Source organism: Hominimerdicola alba, from assembly GCF_900112155.1.
GTDB lineage: Bacteria > Bacillota > Clostridia > Oscillospirales > Ruminococcaceae > Hominimerdicola > Hominimerdicola alba_D.
The window spans coordinates 25,769-47,921 of sequence record NZ_FOKQ01000014.1 but is presented as its reverse complement, the minus strand read 5'-3'; the positions used below and the strand labels follow the sequence as shown (position 1 = coordinate 47,921).

Here is a 22,153-nt window from a genome sequence, read left to right as displayed (position 1 = left end):
TATCGGCAGTATCTTCCGCTGTATCAACTTCATCATCAGCAGCCGTATCGTCAGTGTCCTCAGTCATTTCAGGCTCTTCTGTGTCGGTATCAGCAGTATCTTCTACTGAGTCAGCTTGATCGTCAGCTGCCATATCATCGGTATCCTCTGTCATTTCAGGTTCTTCCAATTCAGTATCATCCATTTCATTTTCTGATACATCTTCATCAACTTCATCTAATTCATCAGTATCGGCATTGGTGTCATCGAATTCTTCATCGGAAACATCTTCGTCGATCTCATCTAATTCATCAGTATCGGCATCGGTATCATTGAGTTCTTCATCAGAAATATCTTCGTCGATCTCATCTAATTCATCAGTATCGGCATCGGTATCATCGAGTTCTTCATCAGAAACATCTTCGTCTATCTCATCTAATTCATCAGTATCGGTATCGGTATCATCAAGTTCTTCATCAGAAGCATCTTCGTCAATATCGTCTAATTCATCAGTATCATCATCTGTATCATCAACTTCTTCATCGGAAACATCTTCGTCAATATCGTCCGTGTCAATATCCGTATCATCGTAAGAATCACCGAAATCAGAGGAGCTATCATCAGAAATATCACTTGAACCGCTATCGCCGGTATCTGTACTCATATCTACATCGTCATCCATAATAATATCCTCTCCATTATTTCTTTATCGAATTTTCTATTACTTTATCATTAAGTTTTATCTTAGTCCCGTACTTAATTCTTCTCCAAAGGTGCATCTTTACACAAGATAACAATTGAGCATCAAAAGGCTCATCATTCAATTCAGCTATTACAAGCTTGCTTATCTGCCCAAATACTTTCTTAACTATTTCAAAATCTTTACTGTCAGGCTTAAAGTTCCTCACATAAATGCGTCTTGCAATCTCTCTTGCGAGTATTCTTCTATTGTAGTCACAATTTTGCTGACAATATGGTGTCATATCACATTCAGGATATGGTCTTAACTTATCTTGTTTATCGTTCCAGTAAGTTGAGAGCTGCTTAATCCCCTCATCAGACAAAGAGATACTAATGTTATTATCAAGTCTGTAATCAGGTGTGATGACTTCTTCCGGTTCGTCAAGTTTATTAAAGAACAGAAAAGCTTCACCGGGTTTCAATTTTGCCAACCTTTTGACCTGTTCATCAGACATATTCATACTATCTCCGATTATCTGTTTATCTTCACCCTCAACAAGCCTGAATACCATTTTCATATCAGTAAGTGCAACAACATCTGTCGTAACCTTACGGGGAGATTGATCTGCTATTATCAATCCAACGCCATAAGAACGTATTTCTGCAAGCATTCTTTTAACAAGTCCTTGCGCAATAGCACTTGGATTGGCATCTCCTTGCCCAGCATTTGTATTAGCATCAAGCAATACATGAGCCTCTTCAAGGAGAATGACATTTTTTAGTCCGCCTTCGCCTATATAATTCGCATTAACGTATGCAAGTATAGAAAGCAACAGCAATGATATAATAAGTGCTTTCTGGTCACTGTTTTCAATAGCAGCCAATTCAATTATTGTAGGTTTCTGCAATAGATCTTCAAGCGGAATTGAAAAATAGTTATCAAACAGATTAACTAAGCTGTTTAATCTAACCACTCCGGCTCTGCCGATATTTTTAGCATCTCCTGTGTATCCTATCTCATCAAAAGTCTGCTGAAAGCATTTGATAAAATCGGAAATATTAAACACTTTACCCTTGTCATCAATCGTATAATTATCAAGCCATCTGAAATCCGAATAGCAATTGTTGATTGATTCCTCAAAGATTTTATCAAGAGGTGTAGACATTGAAACTGCAGCTGCAAAAGCAGTTTTTAATGTTGACTTATATGTTTCAAGCCTTACGTTCTTTGGCGGAACAAAAGGATTGAATACAAACGGAGAAATAAAATTCTTTCCGGGTGTAAACACTTGCAGTTCGGGTATACTTTGAACAAGAGAACGATATTCATTTTTTGCTGGCTCGATTACAAGGAACGGAATATGATGTTGTTTCCATAGTCTGTCAAGCAGACTTACTGAAAACGTTGTTTTACCTGAGCCTGGTGTACCAACAACCAACATATGCTTTGCAAGGTCTTTGAGGGCAAAACCTATCGTATCACCATTAGCCGAAGAACGCAGTTTGCCAACCGTTATATCTCCTGTATTGATTATGTTGTCTGTATAAGTTTTGCTGTCTTTCCCTGATTCGTTAACAGGCAGACCTGCATATACTCTGTCACTCCCAATCGGCAAACGGAATAATTCACTCGCTTCATCGGAAGTTAAAATGTAGGGTAGTCTGTACAAGCTATTTCTGAAAATGCCAGAACTCCATATCTGAGTATTTCTTCCAATATTGATAAGAATTTCGCTTATTGCCCAAGGCAAAGGATAAAAACCATTGTTTTTATTTACCTGAACAGGATCAATATCGACAATTTTGAGATTTGCTTGTTTATCCCTTGATGTGGCGATCTGTCCATAAACTCTTCCAGCTATATTTGAAGCAGAATCAGCATCACCAAAAATCAGAATATTAAAAGAGAATAGCGGCGCATTCTTTCTGTCAGCATAGTATTTATAAATCTCGGCGTGTTTTTCGGCTAAAGCAAAGCTTATATTACCAACACCCTGATCCATTATTCCTTTGCTAAGTGTTTCCAGCATCTGAGTTGTATTATCAATTTCAGAGGTTTCATTTTGATAATAAACTGTCGGCATAAGCTGAATTGATAAAGCACAGCCAGGATAGTTGATAAGTGTATTTACGATACGGCTCATATCGCTGTCTGTTTCGGGCAGAATATCGTAGGAATAGCAATAAGGCATAAGCTGATTATTCAAGTTTTCAGCCTTTTCTTCTTTTATTATTGCCTTGACCGAGGAATCCTTTACACCAGCGATGTCCTTTATCAGTGCGCCGTTATCATAGTCTGTATATTCATATTTTTGCAGTCTTAAAGAGTCACAAATCAGCTTCTTTACGCTTTCAACTGATTGTAAAGCCGATACATTATTATTGTCTATCGAGCGAATAATAACAATAAGTCTGATACGAGCATTAAAAGTCTGATTCGCAACCTCTTTGGTCAACCATAACAGTTCAATTGACAGGTCTTTGGAAACACCTGAATATGTGCTAATGTTTTTGTAAACCTGATAAATCTCTGAAAGCAGTCCATTTATATCAGACTTGTATTTTAGTAATGTTTCAGCTTCTGTTATTTCTGATTTTGAATTTATAATTGATATATGGGGGATAGAAGTAATCTCAATCGCCTTTAATGCAACTACTTCTCCCGAACCGATCTGAAAACAATAGTCCTTTTCTATATTCATTTCAATTACCTCACGGATAGTCTATTCCATAAATTGTTCCCCTACATTTTTTGAATAATCTGATATAAGCTTTATACAGTCCTATTATTACCCCGTATTTCTGAACGGCAAGTATCGCATATTCAGAACAGGTTGGCTTAAATAGACAACGCCTTCTGATTTGTTCCGGAGCATAATGTTGATAAAGCCTAATAGCACCAATTACTGCTTTCTTCATCACAAAAAGAGCCGTTATGATAAATATCATCAAAAAATATAAAAATATAAATAATTTGCTATGGTTAGTATGGAATAGATTTAATCTTTCAGGCAAATAACCAAAAACGCCAAGTTTAGACAGAACAGCAAAACTGAGCGATGCAATGGCATTTGAGGTAAGTATGTATGCTCCCACATACTTTAACGCCTTTTTAACATCTGTATCCGGACGATACAATATTCTGTCCAATACATAGCTCTCAGCTATTGCCTGCTCCTCTTCACTTGGCATTCTCATTTATTTACTCCAAAAGCAGGGAACTATATCCTGATTAAAGTTTCTTTTCACGCAGTTTTGCTTTCATACCCTGAATTACATCATCAGAAACAGTGCCAGAGGTCATAGCACAATAGAACGAACCACCACTTGTAGCAAGCTTAAATCTATCAGTATCGACTGTTCTTCTTGAGTATGTAGCTTCGCCTTTGCAATTAACCTTTTCCAATACATCTTCTTTTTCGGCTGTATCTGATGAAGTAGCAACCGCTGTAACATCTTTATAGAAATACTCTTCAGTTATTTCTTTTTTGCTATCCTCGTTCATGTACATTGTGTACTGATACAGATAAACCTGTGTGTCCGAGAAGAATAACCACGAAATCTGATACACGGAGCTTCTCCATATACGATCCTGTCCCTGTTTCCAGTATGCTCTTTTATCATCGAAAACAAAGCCTTCAAAATGCACAGGAGGGATCTCATTAACCTCAGACTCATCAAGTCCAATCTTATTCAAAGCTCTCTGTTTACAGTTCAAGCTGTTTACTTTCTGTCTGACAAGAGATTCGTATTCCTGATCAGACATTGTCTTAGACAAGCAACCGCCAGTCAAAAAATACTTGATAACCGACTGCTGTTCAGGTGTTCTTCCCTTACAAAGCTTGTTAATATCCTTCTTCGTATAACCTGCCATTATTAATTCCTCCAGTATGTATTATTAAATGCAATCGGGTTTTTCAACACCAAGAATAGCAAAAAGCTGTTCAACATCAAGCGGAGAATAACCCAACTGATTTGCCTGCGTTAAAACCTCTTTATAGTTAGGCGGAACATTTAAATGTTTCCTTGCAAAGTAGTCGTATTTTACATAAGCCAAGAAATAATAATAGATACCTCTCGGCTCAATCATGGTAGCCGCATTGATGTACTCAATGATTTTATCAATTGTAGGTCTCTGCTGTACAAATGCCTTTTTTCCTTTGAGCAAACAAATTGCAGCATAAAAGAATGTTTCAGAATTATCAAAATTATCTTCCATTGCACTTTCAAACGCTGGTAATGCTTTATCATATAGTTTAAGCTTTAGATAACACATTGCAATCGAATTATTAAGTTCCATATTATCAGGATTATCTGCCAAAGCTTTTCGATATGTTCCGGCGTATTTATTGACCTCTGGCATTGGCATCGAATAAACGCTATTGAAAGTAGAAATAATAACTGGTGCATGACACCATTCGCATTCGGTCTGACTCGTTGTTACTCTTGCTCCACAACCAGGGCAAGTCAATTCAACTATTTGTTGAGCCATCTGGCTTTCACCTCTTTGTATTATTAATAGATTATAATAGACATAGACACATAATCTTTTCGTAAATTTTCGTATTCAAAAACAATTCATCTCCAAAGTGCCATTATTCCTACATATTCAATTTTCAAGCTACGGTAATTTTGACGGCACAAATAATTAAGCCACATCAAGCGACAGCATATTCATACACTGCCTTTTTCTTTCAATAGAGGAATGCACATAACGGTTGAGTGTAATTTCTACAGAGCTATGCCCTAAAATCTCCGAGAGTGTTTTTACATCAAATCCCAGCTCGACACAATTAGTGGCGAATAAATGACGAAGCGAATGGAAATTGAGCGTTCTAAGACCTATCTTCATAAGCAGAGCCTTAAAGCGGTACTGCATAGTTCTCGGATCGGGGAGCTTGGCATTGCTCGTTACGACATAAGCATCAGCATTTGACGGTTTGAATGCTTTAAGCATACGGACGAGAAATTCAGGTATAGGTATCGTTCTCACCGAAGTGTGGCTCTTGGGCGTGGATACGATGAGTTCTGTCCTGCTGACCTTACCGCTTACACGAATACGCTGTACAGTGCGCTCTATACAGATAGTCTTAGCATTCAGGTCAATATCAGACCACTTCAAGCCACAAAGCTCTCCGATACGCACACCTGTGTAGAGGGCGATCATAATACCCAGCTTAGTCAGATCCATATTGGTGAGCAGAGCCGATTTCAGGCGGTTCTGCTCATTTTTGTTGTAGAGGTCAAGCTCATGCTTTTCTTTCTTTGGCAGCTCTACATTAGCAATCGGGTTGACACAATGGTGTACCCTCGCTGCGTATCTCGTCATATTTTTGAGAACGATGATAAGATCGGAGATATACTTGTTAGAAAGCCCCTTGTTCCGCTTTTCCATAATGAAGTCATACACTTTGCTCGGTGACAGCTTTTCTATCTTCAAGCTGCCGAAAGCAGGAATAAGGTGCTTTTCTGCCTTAAAAGCATAGTTAGCGTAGGTTGAAGCCTTAGTCTGTGTGAGCTTTGCAGAGAGCCACTCGGTAAAAAGTTCTTTGACCGTCAATCCGCTTTCAGTTTTGGGTATAATCACTCTCGCTTTTATTTGCAGGAGTTTCTCCTTGACCTCAGTGTAAGTTTTGCCGTAGATCGAACGGTATTTTGTCTTGCCATTTTCCCCATACCCATCTGCATAACGTCCCTCGTATCTTCCGTCCTTTCGGCGGTAAATGTTAAGTCCTCTTTTGCTCATTGTAGTTCCTTCCTTTCATGAGTAAGCCGTTATAAATAATTATAACAAGCTATAACAATCAACTTTCTGTATATACTACAAGAAATATGACGGTTTATTTTGTTCAAAGTTGCCCAAATTCGGCAGCAAAACTGTTTACGTTCCACAAAATTCATAAAATCGTCGCATTTGTATTGACTTTTCCTCGGTGATATGGTATAATACAAGTTAATAAATCAGTATCGCTTTTGTTGAAAAGTAATAATCAGTTACTCGCATCAAATACGAAAATTTACGAAAACTGTTCAACCGTTTTGCAAAAAGCAAAGCGGTTCTTATTTTTTGAAACATTTTTTGTTGAACAGAATTATGATTAACTTTGCTATCTTGATGATTGAAAGGGTAAATAGGACAGAAAAAGAGTGCCAGTCTCCATATTGGAGATTGACACTCTTTTTTGCTATATTGGATTTTTATCGGTAAAAGGTCACTTTGGGGACACTATCCATTTGGTATTGTTACAGAAGTCATTGACAGCTCTCTTCTGAAGCAGTATCTGATATATTCAGCGGAGGATTTGCACAGCAGCCGTGACAGACTGATAAAAAGTATCGCATCGGCATGGTATAGGCGAGACGCTTCATCTTCATTCGTCAAAAACGATGCAGTTTACAGATACGCTTCATGGCTTGTTCAGAAGAGAAACATCGAGGGTGTTGTATATCATGTGCTGAAAGGACAGATCGAACAGGATTTTGAGCTTGAACGTTTTGAAGCACTGTTCGCAGAATACTGTATTCCCGTATTCAGACTTGAAACAGACTATCAGTATCAGGACATCGAGCAGCTTCGTATCAGACTTGAAGCGTTCTCGGAAATGCTCACGCAAAACCGATATAAAGAGGTGAAACAGGCAAAATGAAAACTCGTAAAATGATAATATTGACGGCGGTTTCGTGTATCGTTTTGGGAACGCTCGCATATTTTGCGTTTGTATTCCCGTTCTACGAGTTTGAGGTCAATGACTACGAAACGAGCCTTGACAAAATTCTTTCTGTTGAATACCTGAAAACGCTTGCGCCGCTGCTTATTATCATCGGGCTATCGGCGGTGGGTATCATCATGACAGTATGGCTCAGAAAACTCATGCTGAAAAAGGACAAAAACTACTCACGCTTTGCAGGCAGAAAAAGCAGCTCAAAAGCCCCGAAACAGAAGCCCGTACCGTTCATGATAATACGCTGGGCGGTCATGATCGTGTTCGGCTTCATGATGATATGGGGCGGACTTATCTTCGGGCTGAAAATGTCAAGTATCAGCATACCGATATTGTCCTGTCCGTGGAACACCGAACAGATGACGGAATCGAGCTGCTACTATCTCTCACATCTGAATGAGCTGTTCGAGCTGCCGATCAAGAGCATACTTCTATTTGTTGGAAGCACTCTGCTTTGCATCATACTTCTCGGTAGGGCGATATGCGGATTTCTCTGTCCTATGGGGCTTATTCAGGACATCATGGACAAGATACGCCGAAAGACAAAGACCGATGGTATATCAGCAAACGAAAAGCTGTATTCGGCACTGACACCCATTAAATGGGCAATGGTGACCGTTTTTATCGGACTTTGTTTTGTCGGCGGAAACTTCTGCAATTTCTGCCCTGCTGTTGCCGTATCGCCCATACTAGCAGGAATGAGCACAAGTCTTTACGTCAGCGGATTTATCATGATATTCGTGCTTATCGGCGGATTTTTCAAGCGCAGACTCTTCTGCAACATCTGCCCTGTCGGGTATATCGTGGGACTGTTCCACAAGGTATCGCTGTTTCGCATCAAAAAGGACTGCACAGCCTGCACCGAATGCGGTGCGTGCTATGAAGCCTGCCCTATGGGGATAAAACAGATATATACCGAGCGCGGAAAGATCGATGTTACGGACACAAACTGCATAATGTGCGGTGAGTGCATAAAATGCTGTCCCGAGGACAAGGCACTGACATTGACCTGTGCGGGAGTGAAGCTCTACACTTCATCAAGAAAAGATATTATGTCGGGGTATAAAACTGATAAGAAATGAGGCGGCTGATATGATCATCACTGCAAGAGAACAGGAGCGCAAGGCTCGTCAGGACAAGCGTTTCATCAATAAGGAAACACAGACTGCCGCAAAGTATTTACGCCGTATAGAGGAGCTTTCGGGCGCACCCGAGGGCATGGAGCCGTTCCTCGATACGTTAGAGCGGATATATGTGGATATGCAGGGAATTGATATTCCACACGGGCAAAAGACTATCGGCACATACTGCGTAATGGCACCGCCGGAGCTTATATATGCGGCAGGTGCTGTACCTGTAAAGCTGTGCAGCGGAAATTATACGGCATTTTTCGTGGGAGACGATATTGCTCCCCGAGATGCCTGTCCGCTTGTAAAGGCGGTCGCAGGCTTCAAGCATACGGGACTTATGCCGCTGTACGAGGACTGCTCGCTGATGATCGTTCCCGTGACCTGTGACTGCAAAAAGAAGATCGCGGGAATGCTTGCCGACAAATGCGAGGTCATGACGATGCACATACCGACTTCAAAGGGAGATGACGAGATAGACGAATTTACAGATCAGCTTTACGATATGGCGGCACGGCTTGAAGATGTTACGGGAAATCAGATAACATACAACACACTTGCGGAAGGGTTTCGCAAAACAGGTCGGGCGCAGTATGAGCTATCGGAGTTCATAAGGCTCAAAAAGCAGAACCCCTACCTGATACGCGGCACGCACGCCATGACAATAATGAACGCTTCGGCTTATATGACCGCTGAAAAATGGGCTGATGTTCTGCACACGGTGAATGCATCTCTCAAAAAACGTGCAAAGAACAGTCAGACAGTGACGAACAAAAAGCTCCCCCGAATACTGCTGACAGGTTCGCCGATCGTTTTCCCGAACATGAAGATACCGCTTCTGATCGAGGAGATGGGCGGCATAGTCGCGGGGGATGAGACTTGTATGGGTGAACGCGGTCTTTATGATCCGCCCGTGATAACTGACGACAGCTTCGACGGCATGATGAGGGCGCTTGCGAACAAGGCTCTGCGCCCCTGTCCCTGTCCGACATTTGCCGACAATACACAGCGGATATACCGTCTGAAACAGCTTATCAGGGACAATCAGATACAGGGTGTGATATACCACGTTCTGCGTGGCTGTTTGGTATATGACTTTGAATACAAGCGCATCGAGGAAGAACTGGGACAGCTCGGCATACCTGTGATCCGCCTTGAAAGCGACTACAACGAGGAAGATGTGGAACAGCTTCGCATACGCATAGAGGCGTTCATCGAGCTTATAAAGCTTCGGCAGAAGCCGGAAAAGCACACAGCCGCAAGGAGGGATTTTTAATGGGTAAGTATTATATCGGTCTTGACGGAGGCTCGACTTATCTGAAAGCCGCACTCATTGGAAACGGTGAGGTCATAGATACTATGGTGAGAAATACTGGTATCGACAATGATGGCACAGCGCGTAAGCTTGCCCGTGAGCTGTGTGACAACAACGGCATATCCCCATCGGAGATAGGCTATATCATGGCAACTGGTTACAGCCGAAAGGTTCTTGAATTAGCAGATGATGACATTTCCGAGATAACCGCCCATGCCTACGGAGTGCGGCTGACTGCCCCAAAGGACTACCGCCCCGGAATGATAATCGACATTGGTGGGCAGGACTCGAAGATAATCTATCTCGATCAGAATTACGCGGTGAAGAATTTCAGTATGAATGACAAATGTGCCGCAGGAACCGGCAAGTTCATGGAAGTCATAGCTCAGATACTCGAAACGACCATTGATAACGTTGGACCGCTTTCACTTGAAGCAAAGAATCCCTGCGACATCAACAGCACCTGCGTGGTGTTTGCACAGTCTGAGGTCATATCATTAGTGGCAAGGAAGTATGACCGCCGTGACATCTTAGCGGGCATGCATATCTCGATGGCAAGGCGAATCGTCAAGATGATGAAGAAGTCCGAAAAGGACGGCGATATCCTCATGACAGGCGGCGGCTCGCTGAATATCGGGCTTCACAAGGCATTTGAGGAAGAACTTATGCGTGATGTTTATGTGGCTGCCTATCCGCAGTTCAACGGTGCGATAGGTGCGGCACTGATAGCGAGCGAAAGAGGGTGAAGCAATGTTTACAACACTGTTTTCAGGTATAACGGCAGCGGCTTCTGTCGGCATGGGCTGCGGCACCTGCTGCGGGTCGGGGATAAGTGCCGCGCTGTATGGCTATCTTACCACGCACACAAAAGATGTAAAGCAATCGGTCAGGGCATTTCTTGATTTCTTTTTCGGGAAGTTTCTTGCAGTTATTCTGTTATGCTGTGCAGCATCACTTGTCGGCGGAAGCGTGATCGACGATACGGGCAGTGTATTCGGAATCAAGGCAGCAGTCATCGTTGATGCAGTTATGCTCGTTATGGGAGTGTGGCTGCTGATCGGCTGGATAAGGGAAAGACTCGGACACCACAGCTGTAAATCCTGCAAAGGGTGCAATTCTGACAAAACAGAAAAGCTCACTGAGGACAAAACACATCACGGCGCATTGATAAGCATGGGCTTTGGCTACGGCATATCGCCCTGTGCTCCGCTGATACTGATAACAGGCTATGCGGCAACTTTGCCTGTTGGCTTTGCAGCGATACTCGGAGCAGTTTTCTCCCTTGCAAGCACTGTTTCTCCTGCGCTTTTCATCATGCTGCTTTCGGGAGTGCTTGCAAAGAAAATGCGGAAAGAAATACCGCAGTATCTTACATGGTTCAGACTTGGCTGCTATCTGCTGCTCATAGCTGTATTTGCAGTCGGGCTGATAAAGGAGGTCATGGCTTTATGAGAAAGAAAACTTTATCTGCAATTGCAGCAGTGTATTCTGTTATATGTCTGGCATATGGCACAGTTCACGGAATAAACATACCTGCATCATCAGAGTCATTTGAAGATACAGAAATTATTGAAAATGAGACAACGGTTGTCTCAACGACAGTTACTGAATCCGTTACGACTGAGCTGACCACAAACACATCATCAGAAAGGCATAACAGAAAGCACAGAACTACAGAAACTGAAGTCACTACCAAAGAAGGCACTGATGTTCAGACTGAAACTCCCGAAGAAGTTCCAGATGAGATCATAACGGAGCAGACTGAACCTGTGTATGAGGAGGAAGAACAGCAGATTGAGGAAAGCACCGAAGCATCTGATGCTCCTACACTGGAAGAATATCTTGGTAAGCTCAAATGCGGCGGCTGCCGACACGGCTGCTCACTGCTGAATCCAAGATGTATGAACGGTGCAAGAAAGCAAAGTGCTGCACAAAGCGAGTATTATTCACTATATGGCTGATAAGCTGAAAATGCTTCTTTGCACTTTACAAGGAAGCATTTTTCGTGTATAATGGTATGAACATGATGCAGGAGGTGTGCTATGTCAAAAATACTTATGGTCGATGACGAACCCGATATTATCACGCTAATAAGCCGTTATGCAAAGCGTGAGGGCTACGAAGTCATGACAGCCGAAGACGGCAGACAAGCTATCGAAGCTTGTCAGAAAGAAGATTTCGACATTATCATCATGGACGTTATGATGCCGGATACCGACGGCTTTACAGCCTGCAAGAAGATAAAGGAGTTCAAGGACATTCCCGTGATAATGCTTTCGGCGAGGGGTACGGAATTTGACAAGCTGTTCGGCTTTGAGGTGGGCGTTGACGATTACGTTACAAAGCCTTTTTCGCCTATGGAACTTATGGCGAGGATAAAGGCGGTACTCAGCCGCAGCCGGATATATACGCCCGATACCGATAACGGCAAAATAATCATCGGCGGGCTTGAGATAGATACCTTCGGGATAACTGTAACTGTTGACGGCGTAAAAAGCGAGCTTACTGCAAAGGAGTTTGCCTTGCTTATGCTTTTTGTGAACAACCGCGGCGCAGTGTTATCCCGTGATAAGATACTCAACGAGGTATGGGGCTATGACAGCTTCGGCGTTGACCGCACGGTGGACTGGCAGATAAAGCTGTTACGAAACAAACTCGGCACGGCTCGCAATTGTATCAAGTCGGTAAGAGGGGTGGGGTATAAGTTTGAAGCATAAAGCAAGTTCCTTCAGAAAGAAACTGCTGATATATTTTATGTTTTTTACGGCGGTCATCTTCACGGTGCTTTGGCTTTTGCAAACGGTTTTTTTGCAGAACTTCTATAACAGCATGGTCATCGGGAACACAAAGTCCGCTGCCGATAAGATAACGTCGTTCTGCTTGGACGGCGATATGAGCGAGGCGCTTGACGATATATCGATCAACAATTCGCTGCTTGTATACGTCATCGATACGGAGGGGAATATCCTCTATTCAGCCGACGAGTACAAGAAGGGACACAAACATTCAGCAGATGATGACGAGGACTTTCAGCAGATAAAGGGCGGCAGAAAACTTCGGAAAGGGCAGCAGCATTATAGAGAGCTTCCCGATAATTACGAGGATTTTCTTCGGAAGCTTTCTTCCTCCGACAGCGGAAGTGCGGAAATGAAAACCGAGCAGATGTATTTCTTTGGCAAATATATCGACTACGGCAGCAGCGGAGAAAAGGCGATACTCTACCTCGGAACGAACCTGAACGCGGTCGGTTCGGCAGCGCGTATCATTCGTATTCAGCTGATAATAGTCACACTTCTTTCGGTGGGTGTGGGCTTTGTGCTTGCGTGGTTTATGTCGAGACGTTTTTCCCGACCTATCTCACAGCTTAACCAAAAGGCTCACACATTGGGCGAGAGTGCGGAAAACGTCGACTATCACAAGGGCTTCTGCTCCGAGATTGACGACCTTAACGACACGCTTGACAGAACCGATGAAAAGCTCAGAAAAAATAAGCAATTCCAGAACGAACTGCTTGCGAATGTTTCTCATGATCTGCGGACGCCGCTCACCATGATAAAGGGCTATGCCGAGATGATACGGGATATCTCCCATGAGGACGAAGTCCAGTGCGCCGAGGACGTAGCGGTAATCGTGAGGGAAACGGACAGACTGACTGCACTCGTGAACGAGATACTCGAATACTCGGAATTACAGATGACGGATACCGAAGCTGTGATGACGAATGTTGATCTGAGCGAAATTGTCGGGACTGTTACCGACAGCTTTGAGAGTCTTTATGAAAAGGACGGATATACTTTTGAGCGGAGCATAGCGGAAGGCATATTTGTATCGGGCAATTCGTCAAGGCTGATGAGGACGGTATATAATCTCGTTGACAATGCTGTGAGGCATATCGGTTCCGATAAATGGGTCGGCGTCACTCTGAAAGCCGAAAACGTGAAAGCGATAATCGAGATAGCGGATCACGGCGAGGGTATCGCTTCCGAAGAGCTTGAACGTATTTGGGATAAATACTATACCAATCGTCAGCGCAACGGAAAGGGCGTGTCGGGCTTAGGACTTGCTATCGTGAAGCAGATCGTCATTCAGCATGGCGGTGTGTGCGGTTCGGAGTCGGAGATCGGCAAAGGGAGCGTTTTCCGCATCACGCTGAACATGACATTGATCGGATAGACTTATGATACAGAAGATAAGGGCTATTTCTTCCGATTATGGGGGACGTAGTCCTTTGTTTATGCTATGATAACGAAAACAATATACTATGAGCTGCACTAATAACGTTTCCCGCAAGATATCCTGCAAAGGCTGATAAACCGTGAGTGTGAAGAAATGATAAAACATCCCGACGTCCACAATTGATTTCCTTAATTATGTCACTTTTTTACGGGGTTGTCAATTTGTATTAGTACGATAGTTTGTACATTTCACGAGACTTGAACCGGGTGTACTCAATGTTGTGAACAGAAATATACCGCACAAGGAGAACCCCCTGTGCGGTGTTTCATTATTTATGATTTCTGTATTCACTGATGCTTTCGCCCGTCCAAAGGCTGAAAGCTCTGATAAACGAGTTTATCTCCTGATACCCCAGCAGAAAAGCAATATCATTAGTGGTCATATCGGTGTTTCGGATATAGTGCTTGGCGAGCATCTCCCGAACGCTGTTGTGCTGTATCTGAAAGGTAGTGTTCTCCTCAGACAGCTTTCTTTGCAGAGTGCGTTTTGACAGACCGATCTTTTCGGCAACATCTTCGATACTGCAAGCACCGCCGGGCAAAAGCTCAGTCAAAGCGCTCCGCACTCTTGCGGCGGTGGATTCGTCTATGTCAAGCTCTGCAAGCCGTTTGTTCAGTTCAGGCTCGAAGTAGCTCCACATCGCTTCATCGTGGGTGATGAACGGCAAGGTCAGGTCTGCAAGGCTGAATGTCACAGCATTTCGCTCCGATTTGGTTATTTTCGTTTTCAGGTATTCCGCAAAATCATTAGTGTCGGGCGGCTGTATCATCTCTGCCGAAACGGGAGCTATTTCTTCTTTTGTTGCCTTGCGTATCAGATTGACAAGGAACACTGTTTCCGTTTCTGCGAGGAACTGCGGTAGAGGGTGTCCCTGTGCGGTTGTCAGCTCAACGATGAGCGTATCCTCCGTTTTGGTGAGAATAAGTCTCATCGGTCCGATCAAAGCCTTATACCGTGCAAGGCGTTCAATCCACACAAGACCGTTTTTACTGCAATATGACGCAAATATCGGAGGTGAGAATGATTCTATCTTATCCGTGCAGGCGATCTGAATCGCCATCTGCGGATCAGTGGCATAGCTTCCGAGAGTTTCAATAAAGCGGAAATACTGCTCCTCGGTCATGGTGGGCGTTTTATGGCTGAACACATCTCCGGGCAGCTCGGTTTTCCTCAGTATCTCCTCAAGGCTGATGTGATAGTGTTTTAGAAGTTCGACATATCTACCGTCTATGATAAAGCGTTTCATCGGGCATCACCTCTGTAAATAGGATACCATATTTTTCTTTGAAAAGCAATCACTTCTTGGCACTTCCTGCGATCTGCTGATCGTAAACAAAGTTTAGCATAGCTTTCTTATGGAACAGCGGAGCCAGCTTTATCATCGGTGTCTGCCAGCCGGGTAAGCCCAAAGTGACATTCAGCTTGCCCTTCATCATGCCATTATATCCGTCCTGTGCAACTTTGTACGGATCAACGGCGTTAGCGAACAGCTTGGTATCCGACAGACCGCCTGCGTTGGCAAAGCCTGTTTTCATAGCACCGGGCATAAGTGCGGTTACTGTTACTCCTGTGCCTTTCAGCTCACGCCAAAGTGCATTTGACCAGCTTGTAACATAGGACTTGGTTGCGTAGTAGACTGCCTGAAGCGGTCCGGGCATCGTAGCAGCGGTTGAAGAAACATTCAGCACCTTGCCATGTCCTCGCTTGATAAAATCGGGCAGAAACAGCTTGCAGAGCCGTGTGGGAGCAAGGATATTGACCTCGATCATGGAAATATCCTGTTCCATTGTACGTTCACGGGAAAATCACCCTGACCGCCGAAGCCTGCGTTGTTGATGAGATATTCTATCTCCCAGCCGTTTTGCTTGCAGGTGTTGTAGATGTTATCAACTTGTTCGGCATCGGTCAGATTTGCGACTATCGTCTGTACTGTTACTTTGTACTTTTCCTCAACTTCTTTTTTCTGAGCGAGGAGCTTTGCTTCGTTCTGTCCTACAAGAATGAGATCACTGCCTGTCTGAGCGTTAATCTTCACGAAGCAGGAGCCGAGTCCGCCTGTCGAATCTGTGATAAGAGCTGTGTTTTTCATAGTAGATACCTCCGTTTCGGTCGTTAGTGTTTTACTGTTGTATCTATTATAGCAGAAAAGCTGTGCCAATGGAACATCATATCGTGCCAATATTATTATCAATTCGTGCCAAATGAAATAATATACTCATTCTGCCGATTGACCTTTCAATCCTCATGTGGTATAATTATCATATATCATGCTGTGTTTGGAGGTGCTGTCATGGAACTGCGTTTACTGGAATACTTTCTCACCGTTGTGCGTGAGGAGAACATATCAAGAGCCGCCGAGGTTTTGCACGTCACCCAGCCCACGCTCAGCCGTCAGATGAAAGAGCTTGAGGACGAACTGCACACCACGCTCTTTATCAGGGGCAAACGGCTCACTCTGACCGATTCGGGCGTGATGCTCCGAAGACGTGCGGAAGAAGTTGTTACCTTGATGAAGAAGATAGACAGCGACTTTCAGGAACAGGAAGAAATCAGCGGCATCATATCGGTTGGCAGCGGAGGTCTGAAAGCGGCGGAGATACTCCCCGAACTGATCTCTCATTTCCGTGAACGCTATCCGCTTGTCAGCTTTGATATTCTCACAGGTACGGCTGACCGTGTCAAAGAAAAGCTCGAACACGGACTTCTTGACTTCGGGATACTGTTAGAGCCTGTGGATATAGAGAAATTCGACTATATCCGACTGCCCTCAAAGGAAACGTGGGGCTTGCTGATGCCTGCCGATCACCCGCTTGCGAAAGAAAAAGCGATAACCCGAAAGCAGTTAAAGGGATTGCCTTTGGTTGTGACGAGTCGCATCGCCCTGAAAAGCGAGATCGAAGAATGGCTGAGGTGTCCCGTCTCCGAACTGGACATTGTTGCGACAATGAACCTTATCAACAACGTTGCACCTCTTGCAGAGCGCGGGATAGCCTGTGTTTTGACGATTGAAGGTGCAGTCGATCTGTATGATCCCGCAAAGCTCACGTTCCGACCGCTGACACCCGAGCTGTCGTTTACATCGGTTCTTGCGTGGAAAAAACTCAGTCCCTATTCGGGTGCGGCGGGGAAGTTTCTTGAATATATCAAAAGTATACATTCTGAGCATACCTAAGTATAAGATATAAGCATTTTACATGTTGAGAAAACTATGCTATAATGAGTACAGGACATAAAACCTGTACTCTTTTTGTTTTGCGAGGTGATAGAATGAAAGTGACAAATACGAATATTACCGATAATGAGATAGCCGAGGTATTATCGCAGGCGGGGCTGACCGACAAGCAGATAAAGGCTTTTCTTTCCGAATGCTGCGGTAAGGAATGCTGTGCCGAAAAGGTTCGTATCCTGCGAAATGCAAGGCGTTCTTTGCTTGATTCTATCCACAAGGAACAGGCATTGCTCGACAGGCTTGATTATGTAATATGGTGTACGGAAAACAAAAACCAATAAACGGAGGTATGTATCATGTTAGGAAATTTCAGCTACCACAACCCGACCAAGCTCTATTTCGGTGAGGACTCTCTCAGCAATCTGAAAACTGAGCTTGCAAACTACGGCAAAAACATTCTGTTCGTGTACGGCGGAGGTTCTATCAAAAAAAGCGGTCTGTATGATGAAATTATTGCTATCCTGAACGACTGCGGTAAGAATGTTGCCGAGGTTTCGGGCGTTATGCCTAATCCGACTTCCGACAAGCTGAATGAGGGCGTTGCGATTGCCCGTGAGCATAAGACAGATTTTATCCTTGCTGTGGGCGGCGGTTCTGTCTGCGACTATTCAAAAGCTGTATCTGTTTCCGTTCACTGTGATGATGATCCGTGGGATAAATACTATATCCGCTTTGAAGAACCGACCTGCAAGATCGTGCCAGTCGGTTGCGTGCTGACAATGGCAGGTACAGGCTCAGAAATGAACGGCGGTTCTGTCATAACCAATCACGAAGCAAAGCTCAAGATCGGTCATGTGTTCAGTGACGATGTAATGCCGAAATTCTCTATCCTCAATCCGAGATACACCATGACGCTCCCGAAATATCAGATGGTGGCAGGTATCTACGATATTCTCAATCATATCTGCGAACAGTATTTCTCAGGTGAGGACAACAATACCTCTGACTACATCAGCGAGGGACTTATGAAAAGCCTTATCCACGCAAGCTGTATCGCTGTTGAAAACCCGCAGGACTACGAAGCACGTTCCAACATCATGTGGACTGCGACATGGGCGCTAAATACGCTTGTTTCCAGAGGAAAATCCGAGGACTGGATGGTGCATATGCTCGGTCAGGCAGTTGGCGCATATACGGACGCAACGCACGGTATGACACTTGCTGCGGTATCTCTGCCGTATTACAGATATATCATGCCTTACGGTTTGAAGAAGTTTGCTCGTTTTGCAACCGAGGTATGGGGCATATCCGCCGAGGGCAAGACCGATGAACAGCTTGCTAATGAGGGACTTTCCGCTATGGAAAGCTGGATGAAGGAGATCGGACTTGTGATGAACATCAAAGACCTCGGTGCGACCGAAGATATGATCGAGGGTATCGCTGATGCGACTATTATCCTGAACGGAGGCTACAAGGTGCTTGACCATGATGAGGTCGTTAAGATACTGAAAGCGAGTATGTAATAAGACCGGAACAATGCGAAATATCTGTTACACAGAAAAAAGGAGGATCACATTATGATTTACAAGGTATTGAACAACGGCATAAAAATGCCCATGCTCGGCTACGGCACTTTTCAGGTGACCGATGCGGCGGAGTGCAAAAACAGCGTGCTTGAAGCGATACGGGCAGGCTATCGCCTGATCGACACGGCACAGGCTTACGGCAACGAAGATGCTGTCGGCGCAGGCATCAAGGCGGCACTCGACGAAGGACTTTGCACCCGTTCGGAGCTTTTCATCACAACAAAGGTGTGGTTTCGCTCCTTTGAGACCGAGGACTGCCGCAAGAGCCTTGACGAGTCAATGAGAAAGCTCGGCGTGGAGTATATCGACATGGTTCTGTTACATTGGGCTTTTGGAAATGTGTACGCCGCTTGGCGTGTGCTTGAGGAATACTACAAGGCAGGCAAGATCAAGGCGATCGGTGTTTCAAATATGGAAGCTGATCGTTTCATCGACCTCATCAACTTCAACGAAATAAAGCCTGCGCTCAACCAGATCGAAACGCACCTTTACTGCCAGCGCCTTGAAGAAAAGAAATGGCTTGAAAAGTACAGTATCGCACATCAGGCTTATTCTCCGCTCGGTCAGGGCAGATCCAATGAAATGTTCTCCGAGCCTGCCGTGAAGGTGCTTGCTGAGAAGTATGGCAAAACGCCTGCACAGGTGATTCTGCGTTTCCTTGTGCAGAGTGATGTTGCAGTTATCCCGAAGTCGGTGCATACCGAGCGTATCAGGGAAAACATCAACATATTTGACTTTGAGCTGAACGAGGACGAGATGCTGTCCTTGCAGGCACTCGATAAGGCTTCGCCCATGATCGGAAACCCCGAGGCTCCCGAAAAGGTCGAGTTTGCGATGACTTGGTGAAAGTATGAGCATCACGGTAAACATCTATTACACGGGCGAGAACGGAAACGCCCGTAAATTCGCAGAGGAAATGATTCAAAGCGGTACGGTGGACAAGATACGAAATGAGAACGGCAATCTCCGCTATGAGTATTTTCAGCCTCTTGACGATCCCGAAACGGTACTGCTGATAGATCAATGGACAAGTCAGGGCGCAATTGATGTCCATCATGCTTCGCCCATGATGCAGACAATTACAGAGCTTCGGGAGAAGTACGGTCTGAAAATGAAGGTCGAAAGGTATATCTCCGATGAGGACGGTATTCCCGATAAGGATACGAAATTTATTGTTAAATAGAAACGGAGGAAACTGGCATGAAAGTATTGATAATTAACGGAAGTCCCCACGCTAAAGGCAATACTGCGATAGCTGTAAACGAGCTTGCAAAGACTTTTGAAGCACAAGGCATAGAAACGGAAGTCTGTCATATCGGGAACAAGGATATTCGCGGCTGTATCGCCTGCCGCAAATGTGCAGAGCTTGGGCATTGTGTATTCAATGATGCGGTCAATGAGCTTGCACCGAAGTTTGAAGCGGCGGACGGTCTTGTAGTAGCTTCGCCTGTGTATTATGCTTCAGCAAACGCAACGCTCATCGCCTGCCTTGACAGACTGTTTTTCAGCACCCGCTTCGATAAGACCATGAAGGTCGGAGCAAGTGTTGTTGTCGCAAGGCGCGGTGGCTGTTCAGCAACATTCGACGAGCTGAATAAGTATTTCACCATAAGCAATATGCCCGTAGCTTCAAGCCAATACTGGAACTGCGTACATGGTCGTGAGATCGGTGAAGCCGAAAAGGACGCAGAGGGTTTGCAGACAATGCGAACGCTTGCTAAGAATATGAGCTTTCTGATGAAGTCTATTGCTCTCGGAAAGGAAAAGTATGGATTGCCTGAGAAAGAGCCATGGCAGCCTACACATTTTATCAGAGAAGATCTTTGATCAAGGAGTAAATAAAGAAACTGAATACGAATTTCTAAAACAGGAGGAATTTATGAAAGCACTTATCATTTATTTCAGCAGAGCTGATGAAAACTACGCAGTAGGATATATCGACAAGGGCAACACCGAAATCGTTGCAGAGTTCGTGCAGGAGCTGACAGGTGCGGATATATTCAAGGTCGAGCCTGCTGTTCCGTATGCGGCTGATTACAAGACCTGTATCGAGGAAGCAAAACAGCGTATCGGAAATGCTCCTATTAAGGAGAAGCTGACGGACATTTCCGCCTATGACACGATTTTTATCATGAGTCCAATCTATTGGGGAACTTATGCTCCCGAAGTAGAAACTTCACTGACAGGGCTTGATTTCAGCGGGAAGACCGTCAGAGTCATCAGCACCCATGAAGGCTCCGGTCTCGGAAGTATGGTGTCTGATGTGAAGAAAATGTGCAAGGGTGCAAGTGTTGACAGCAAGGGACTTGCTATCGTCGGATCAAAAGCAAAGGATTCTAAGAATACCGTTGCCGAATGGCTGTGAGGAGGTCACACTATGGCAGAAAAGATAGTACAGACCGCTGGCAGAGATGCCCTCGGTGAGTTCGCTCCCGAATTTGCCCATTACAACGATGATATTCTTTTCGGGGAGAACTGGAATAATACCGACATTGACCTGAAAACACGCAGTATCATTACTGTTGTTGCTCTCATGTCGCAGGGCGTGACGAGCGATGCGCTGAAATTCCACCTGATGAATGCGAAAAATCACGGCGTATCTCAGAAGGAAATCGCAGCGATCATCACACACACGGCTTTCTATGCAGGCTGGCCGCACGCTTGGGCGGTGTTTGGACTTGCAAAAGAAGTATGGAATGACAAATCTCCTGAAATGACCGATAAGGACAGGTATCAGAACGAGATTTTCTTCCCAATCGGAGAGCCGAATCCCTACGGCGATTACTTCGTAGGGCAGAGCTATCTTGCTCCTGTTTCTACCGAACAGCTTGCGATATTCAATGTCACTTTTGAGCCTGCCTGCCGCAACAACTGGCATATCCACCACGCAAAAAGCGGCGGTGGTCAGATGCTGATATGTGTCGGTGGTCGTGGATACTATCAGGAATGGGGCAAGGAAGCAAGAGAGCTTCATCCGGGCGATGTTGTGAATATCCCTGCGAATGTTAAGCACTGGCACGGTGCTGCACCCGATTCATGGTTCTCACACCTTGCAATAGAAATCGAGGGCGAGGACGGCAGTACGGAATGGTGCGAGGCTGTTTCGGATGAGGATTACAATAAGCTGAAATAGGAACTTTGATACTGGAGTCAAAATCGGGGGGCTGTTGCACAGCTTTCCCGCCGCTGTTTTCGGCATTTCACCGAGTAGCTACGCGGCTCGTTTCGTGTTTTTATGCTTATCAAAGTGCGATTATGCGCGAATCACGGTTACGCTGTTCGTGCAACAGCCCCATCTTTTTTCGCGCTTTCACGGAGTTGCGAAGCAGCGCCGTGAT

25 protein-coding genes are annotated in these 22,153 nt (G+C 44.6%); 16 read left to right on the top strand and 9 right to left on the bottom strand.

Annotation, left to right across the window (positions count from 1 at the left end; translation table 11 throughout):
* From BM265_RS20040 to BM265_RS09200, 6 genes are all read right to left on the bottom strand, one after another.
* The coding region (locus tag BM265_RS20040; RefSeq protein ID WP_074961280.1) for a hypothetical protein at positions 1 to 661 on the bottom strand (661 nt) is incomplete at its 3' end.
* A 16-nt stretch (positions 662 to 677) separates the two neighbouring features.
* Positions 678 to 3,362: an ATP-binding protein gene (locus BM265_RS09220; RefSeq protein ID WP_074961279.1), complete on the bottom strand. Its 2,685-nt coding sequence runs from the start codon at positions 3,360 to 3,362 to the stop codon at positions 678 to 680.
* 10 nt (positions 3,363 to 3,372) lie between these two features.
* Positions 3,373 to 3,858: a membrane protein insertion efficiency factor YidD gene (gene yidD / locus BM265_RS20625; protein ID WP_242940812.1), complete on the bottom strand. Its 486-nt coding sequence runs from the start codon at positions 3,856 to 3,858 to the stop codon at positions 3,373 to 3,375.
* A gap of 34 nt (positions 3,859 to 3,892) precedes the next feature.
* Positions 3,893 to 4,534: a hypothetical protein gene (locus tag BM265_RS09210; protein ID WP_074961278.1), complete on the bottom strand. Its 642-nt coding sequence runs from the start codon at positions 4,532 to 4,534 to the stop codon at positions 3,893 to 3,895.
* A 24-nt stretch (positions 4,535 to 4,558) separates the two neighbouring features.
* Positions 4,559 to 5,152 carry a tetratricopeptide repeat protein gene (locus BM265_RS09205; protein ID WP_074961277.1) on the bottom strand — a complete coding sequence of 198 codons (594 nt, stop codon included), beginning with the start codon at positions 5,150 to 5,152 and terminating at the stop codon, positions 4,559 to 4,561.
* Between the two features lie 156 nt (positions 5,153 to 5,308).
* Positions 5,309 to 6,406 (bottom strand): site-specific integrase, encoded by a 1,098-nt coding sequence (locus tag BM265_RS09200; RefSeq protein ID WP_074961276.1) that lies wholly within the window; start codon positions 6,404 to 6,406, stop codon positions 5,309 to 5,311.
* Positions 6,407 to 6,842: 436 nt separating this feature from the next.
* Here BM265_RS09200 and BM265_RS09195 point away from each other — a divergent pair, with 436 nt between their 5' ends.
* The 8 genes from BM265_RS09195 (at position 6,843) to BM265_RS09160 (ending at position 13,997) form a co-directional block, all read left to right on the top strand.
* Positions 6,843 to 7,307 carry a 2-hydroxyacyl-CoA dehydratase family protein gene (locus BM265_RS09195; RefSeq protein ID WP_074961275.1) on the top strand — a complete coding sequence of 155 codons (465 nt, stop codon included), beginning with the start codon at positions 6,843 to 6,845 and terminating at the stop codon, positions 7,305 to 7,307.
* Entirely contained in the window at positions 7,304 to 8,464 is a 1,161-nt protein-coding gene (locus tag BM265_RS09190) for a 4Fe-4S binding protein (RefSeq protein WP_074961274.1), read from the top strand. Before BM265_RS09195 ends, BM265_RS09190 begins: the two co-directional genes overlap by 4 nt.
* Before the next feature lie 10 nt (positions 8,465 to 8,474).
* The gene (locus BM265_RS09185) at positions 8,475 to 9,785 is read left to right on the top strand and encodes a 2-hydroxyacyl-CoA dehydratase family protein (protein ID WP_074961273.1); all 1,311 of its coding nucleotides are present in this window, start codon (positions 8,475 to 8,477) and stop codon (positions 9,783 to 9,785) included.
* Entirely contained in the window at positions 9,785 to 10,570 is a 786-nt protein-coding gene (locus BM265_RS09180; RefSeq protein WP_074961272.1) for an acyl-CoA dehydratase activase, read from the top strand. Before BM265_RS09185 ends, BM265_RS09180 begins: the two co-directional genes overlap by 1 nt.
* Positions 10,571 to 10,574: 4 nt before the next feature.
* Positions 10,575 to 11,276, top strand: a complete 702-nt coding sequence (locus BM265_RS09175; protein ID WP_074961271.1) for an urease accessory protein UreH domain-containing protein — start codon at positions 10,575 to 10,577, stop codon at positions 11,274 to 11,276.
* Positions 11,273 to 11,785 carry a hypothetical protein gene (locus BM265_RS20035; protein WP_074961270.1) on the top strand — a complete coding sequence of 171 codons (513 nt, stop codon included), beginning with the start codon at positions 11,273 to 11,275 and terminating at the stop codon, positions 11,783 to 11,785. Before BM265_RS09175 ends, BM265_RS20035 begins: the two co-directional genes overlap by 4 nt.
* A gap of 81 nt (positions 11,786 to 11,866) precedes the next feature.
* A complete protein-coding gene (locus tag BM265_RS09165; protein ID WP_074961269.1) occupies positions 11,867 to 12,541 on the top strand; it encodes a response regulator transcription factor in 675 nt (224 codons plus the stop codon).
* Positions 12,531 to 13,997, top strand: coding sequence for a sensor histidine kinase (locus BM265_RS09160; protein ID WP_074961268.1), 1,467 nt, complete (start codon positions 12,531 to 12,533; stop codon positions 13,995 to 13,997). Before BM265_RS09165 ends, BM265_RS09160 begins: the two co-directional genes overlap by 11 nt.
* 331 nt (positions 13,998 to 14,328) lie before the next feature.
* Here BM265_RS09160 and BM265_RS09155 read toward each other — a convergent pair whose 3' ends face one another.
* From BM265_RS09155 to BM265_RS20890, 3 genes are read right to left on the bottom strand one after another with little or no spacing between them, the layout of a single operon-like run.
* Positions 14,329 to 15,306, bottom strand: a complete 978-nt coding sequence (locus BM265_RS09155) for an AraC family transcriptional regulator (RefSeq protein WP_074961267.1) — start codon at positions 15,304 to 15,306, stop codon at positions 14,329 to 14,331.
* Positions 15,307 to 15,355: 49 nt separating this feature from the next.
* Positions 15,356 to 15,847, bottom strand: coding sequence for an SDR family NAD(P)-dependent oxidoreductase (locus BM265_RS20895; protein WP_278287621.1), 492 nt, complete (start codon positions 15,845 to 15,847; stop codon positions 15,356 to 15,358).
* Complete coding sequence (locus tag BM265_RS20890; protein ID WP_278287620.1) at positions 15,826 to 16,149, bottom strand: SDR family NAD(P)-dependent oxidoreductase; 324 nt, start codon at positions 16,147 to 16,149, stop codon at positions 15,826 to 15,828. Before BM265_RS20890 ends, BM265_RS20895 begins: the two co-directional genes overlap by 22 nt.
* Before the next feature lie 201 nt (positions 16,150 to 16,350).
* On the opposite strand from BM265_RS20890, the gene BM265_RS09145 reads away from it, so the two are divergent.
* The 8 genes from BM265_RS09145 to BM265_RS09110 all read left to right on the top strand — a co-directional run bounded on the left by BM265_RS09145 (position 16,351) and on the right by BM265_RS09110 (position 21,948).
* Complete coding sequence (locus BM265_RS09145) at positions 16,351 to 17,232, top strand: LysR family transcriptional regulator (protein WP_074961266.1); 882 nt, start codon at positions 16,351 to 16,353, stop codon at positions 17,230 to 17,232.
* A 95-nt stretch (positions 17,233 to 17,327) separates the two neighbouring features.
* Positions 17,328 to 17,570 carry a hypothetical protein gene (locus BM265_RS09140; RefSeq protein WP_074961265.1) on the top strand — a complete coding sequence of 81 codons (243 nt, stop codon included), beginning with the start codon at positions 17,328 to 17,330 and terminating at the stop codon, positions 17,568 to 17,570.
* Positions 17,571 to 17,585: 15 nt separating this feature from the next.
* The gene (locus BM265_RS09135; protein WP_074961264.1) at positions 17,586 to 18,752 is read left to right on the top strand and encodes an iron-containing alcohol dehydrogenase; all 1,167 of its coding nucleotides are present in this window, start codon (positions 17,586 to 17,588) and stop codon (positions 18,750 to 18,752) included.
* A 54-nt stretch (positions 18,753 to 18,806) separates the two neighbouring features.
* Positions 18,807 to 19,661: an aldo/keto reductase gene (locus BM265_RS09130; RefSeq protein WP_074961263.1), complete on the top strand. Its 855-nt coding sequence runs from the start codon at positions 18,807 to 18,809 to the stop codon at positions 19,659 to 19,661.
* A 4-nt stretch (positions 19,662 to 19,665) separates the two neighbouring features.
* Entirely contained in the window at positions 19,666 to 19,998 is a 333-nt protein-coding gene (locus BM265_RS09125; RefSeq protein WP_074961262.1) for an antibiotic biosynthesis monooxygenase family protein, read from the top strand.
* Between the two features lie 17 nt (positions 19,999 to 20,015).
* Positions 20,016 to 20,642: a flavodoxin family protein gene (locus BM265_RS09120; protein ID WP_074961261.1), complete on the top strand. Its 627-nt coding sequence runs from the start codon at positions 20,016 to 20,018 to the stop codon at positions 20,640 to 20,642.
* A 52-nt stretch (positions 20,643 to 20,694) separates the two neighbouring features.
* On the top strand, positions 20,695 to 21,180 hold the full coding sequence (locus BM265_RS09115) for a flavodoxin (protein ID WP_074961260.1): 486 nt from the start codon (positions 20,695 to 20,697) through the stop codon (positions 21,178 to 21,180).
* Between the two features lie 12 nt (positions 21,181 to 21,192).
* Positions 21,193 to 21,948 carry a carboxymuconolactone decarboxylase family protein gene (locus BM265_RS09110; RefSeq protein WP_074961259.1) on the top strand — a complete coding sequence of 252 codons (756 nt, stop codon included), beginning with the start codon at positions 21,193 to 21,195 and terminating at the stop codon, positions 21,946 to 21,948.
* Positions 21,949 to 22,153: the final 205 nt, after the last annotated feature.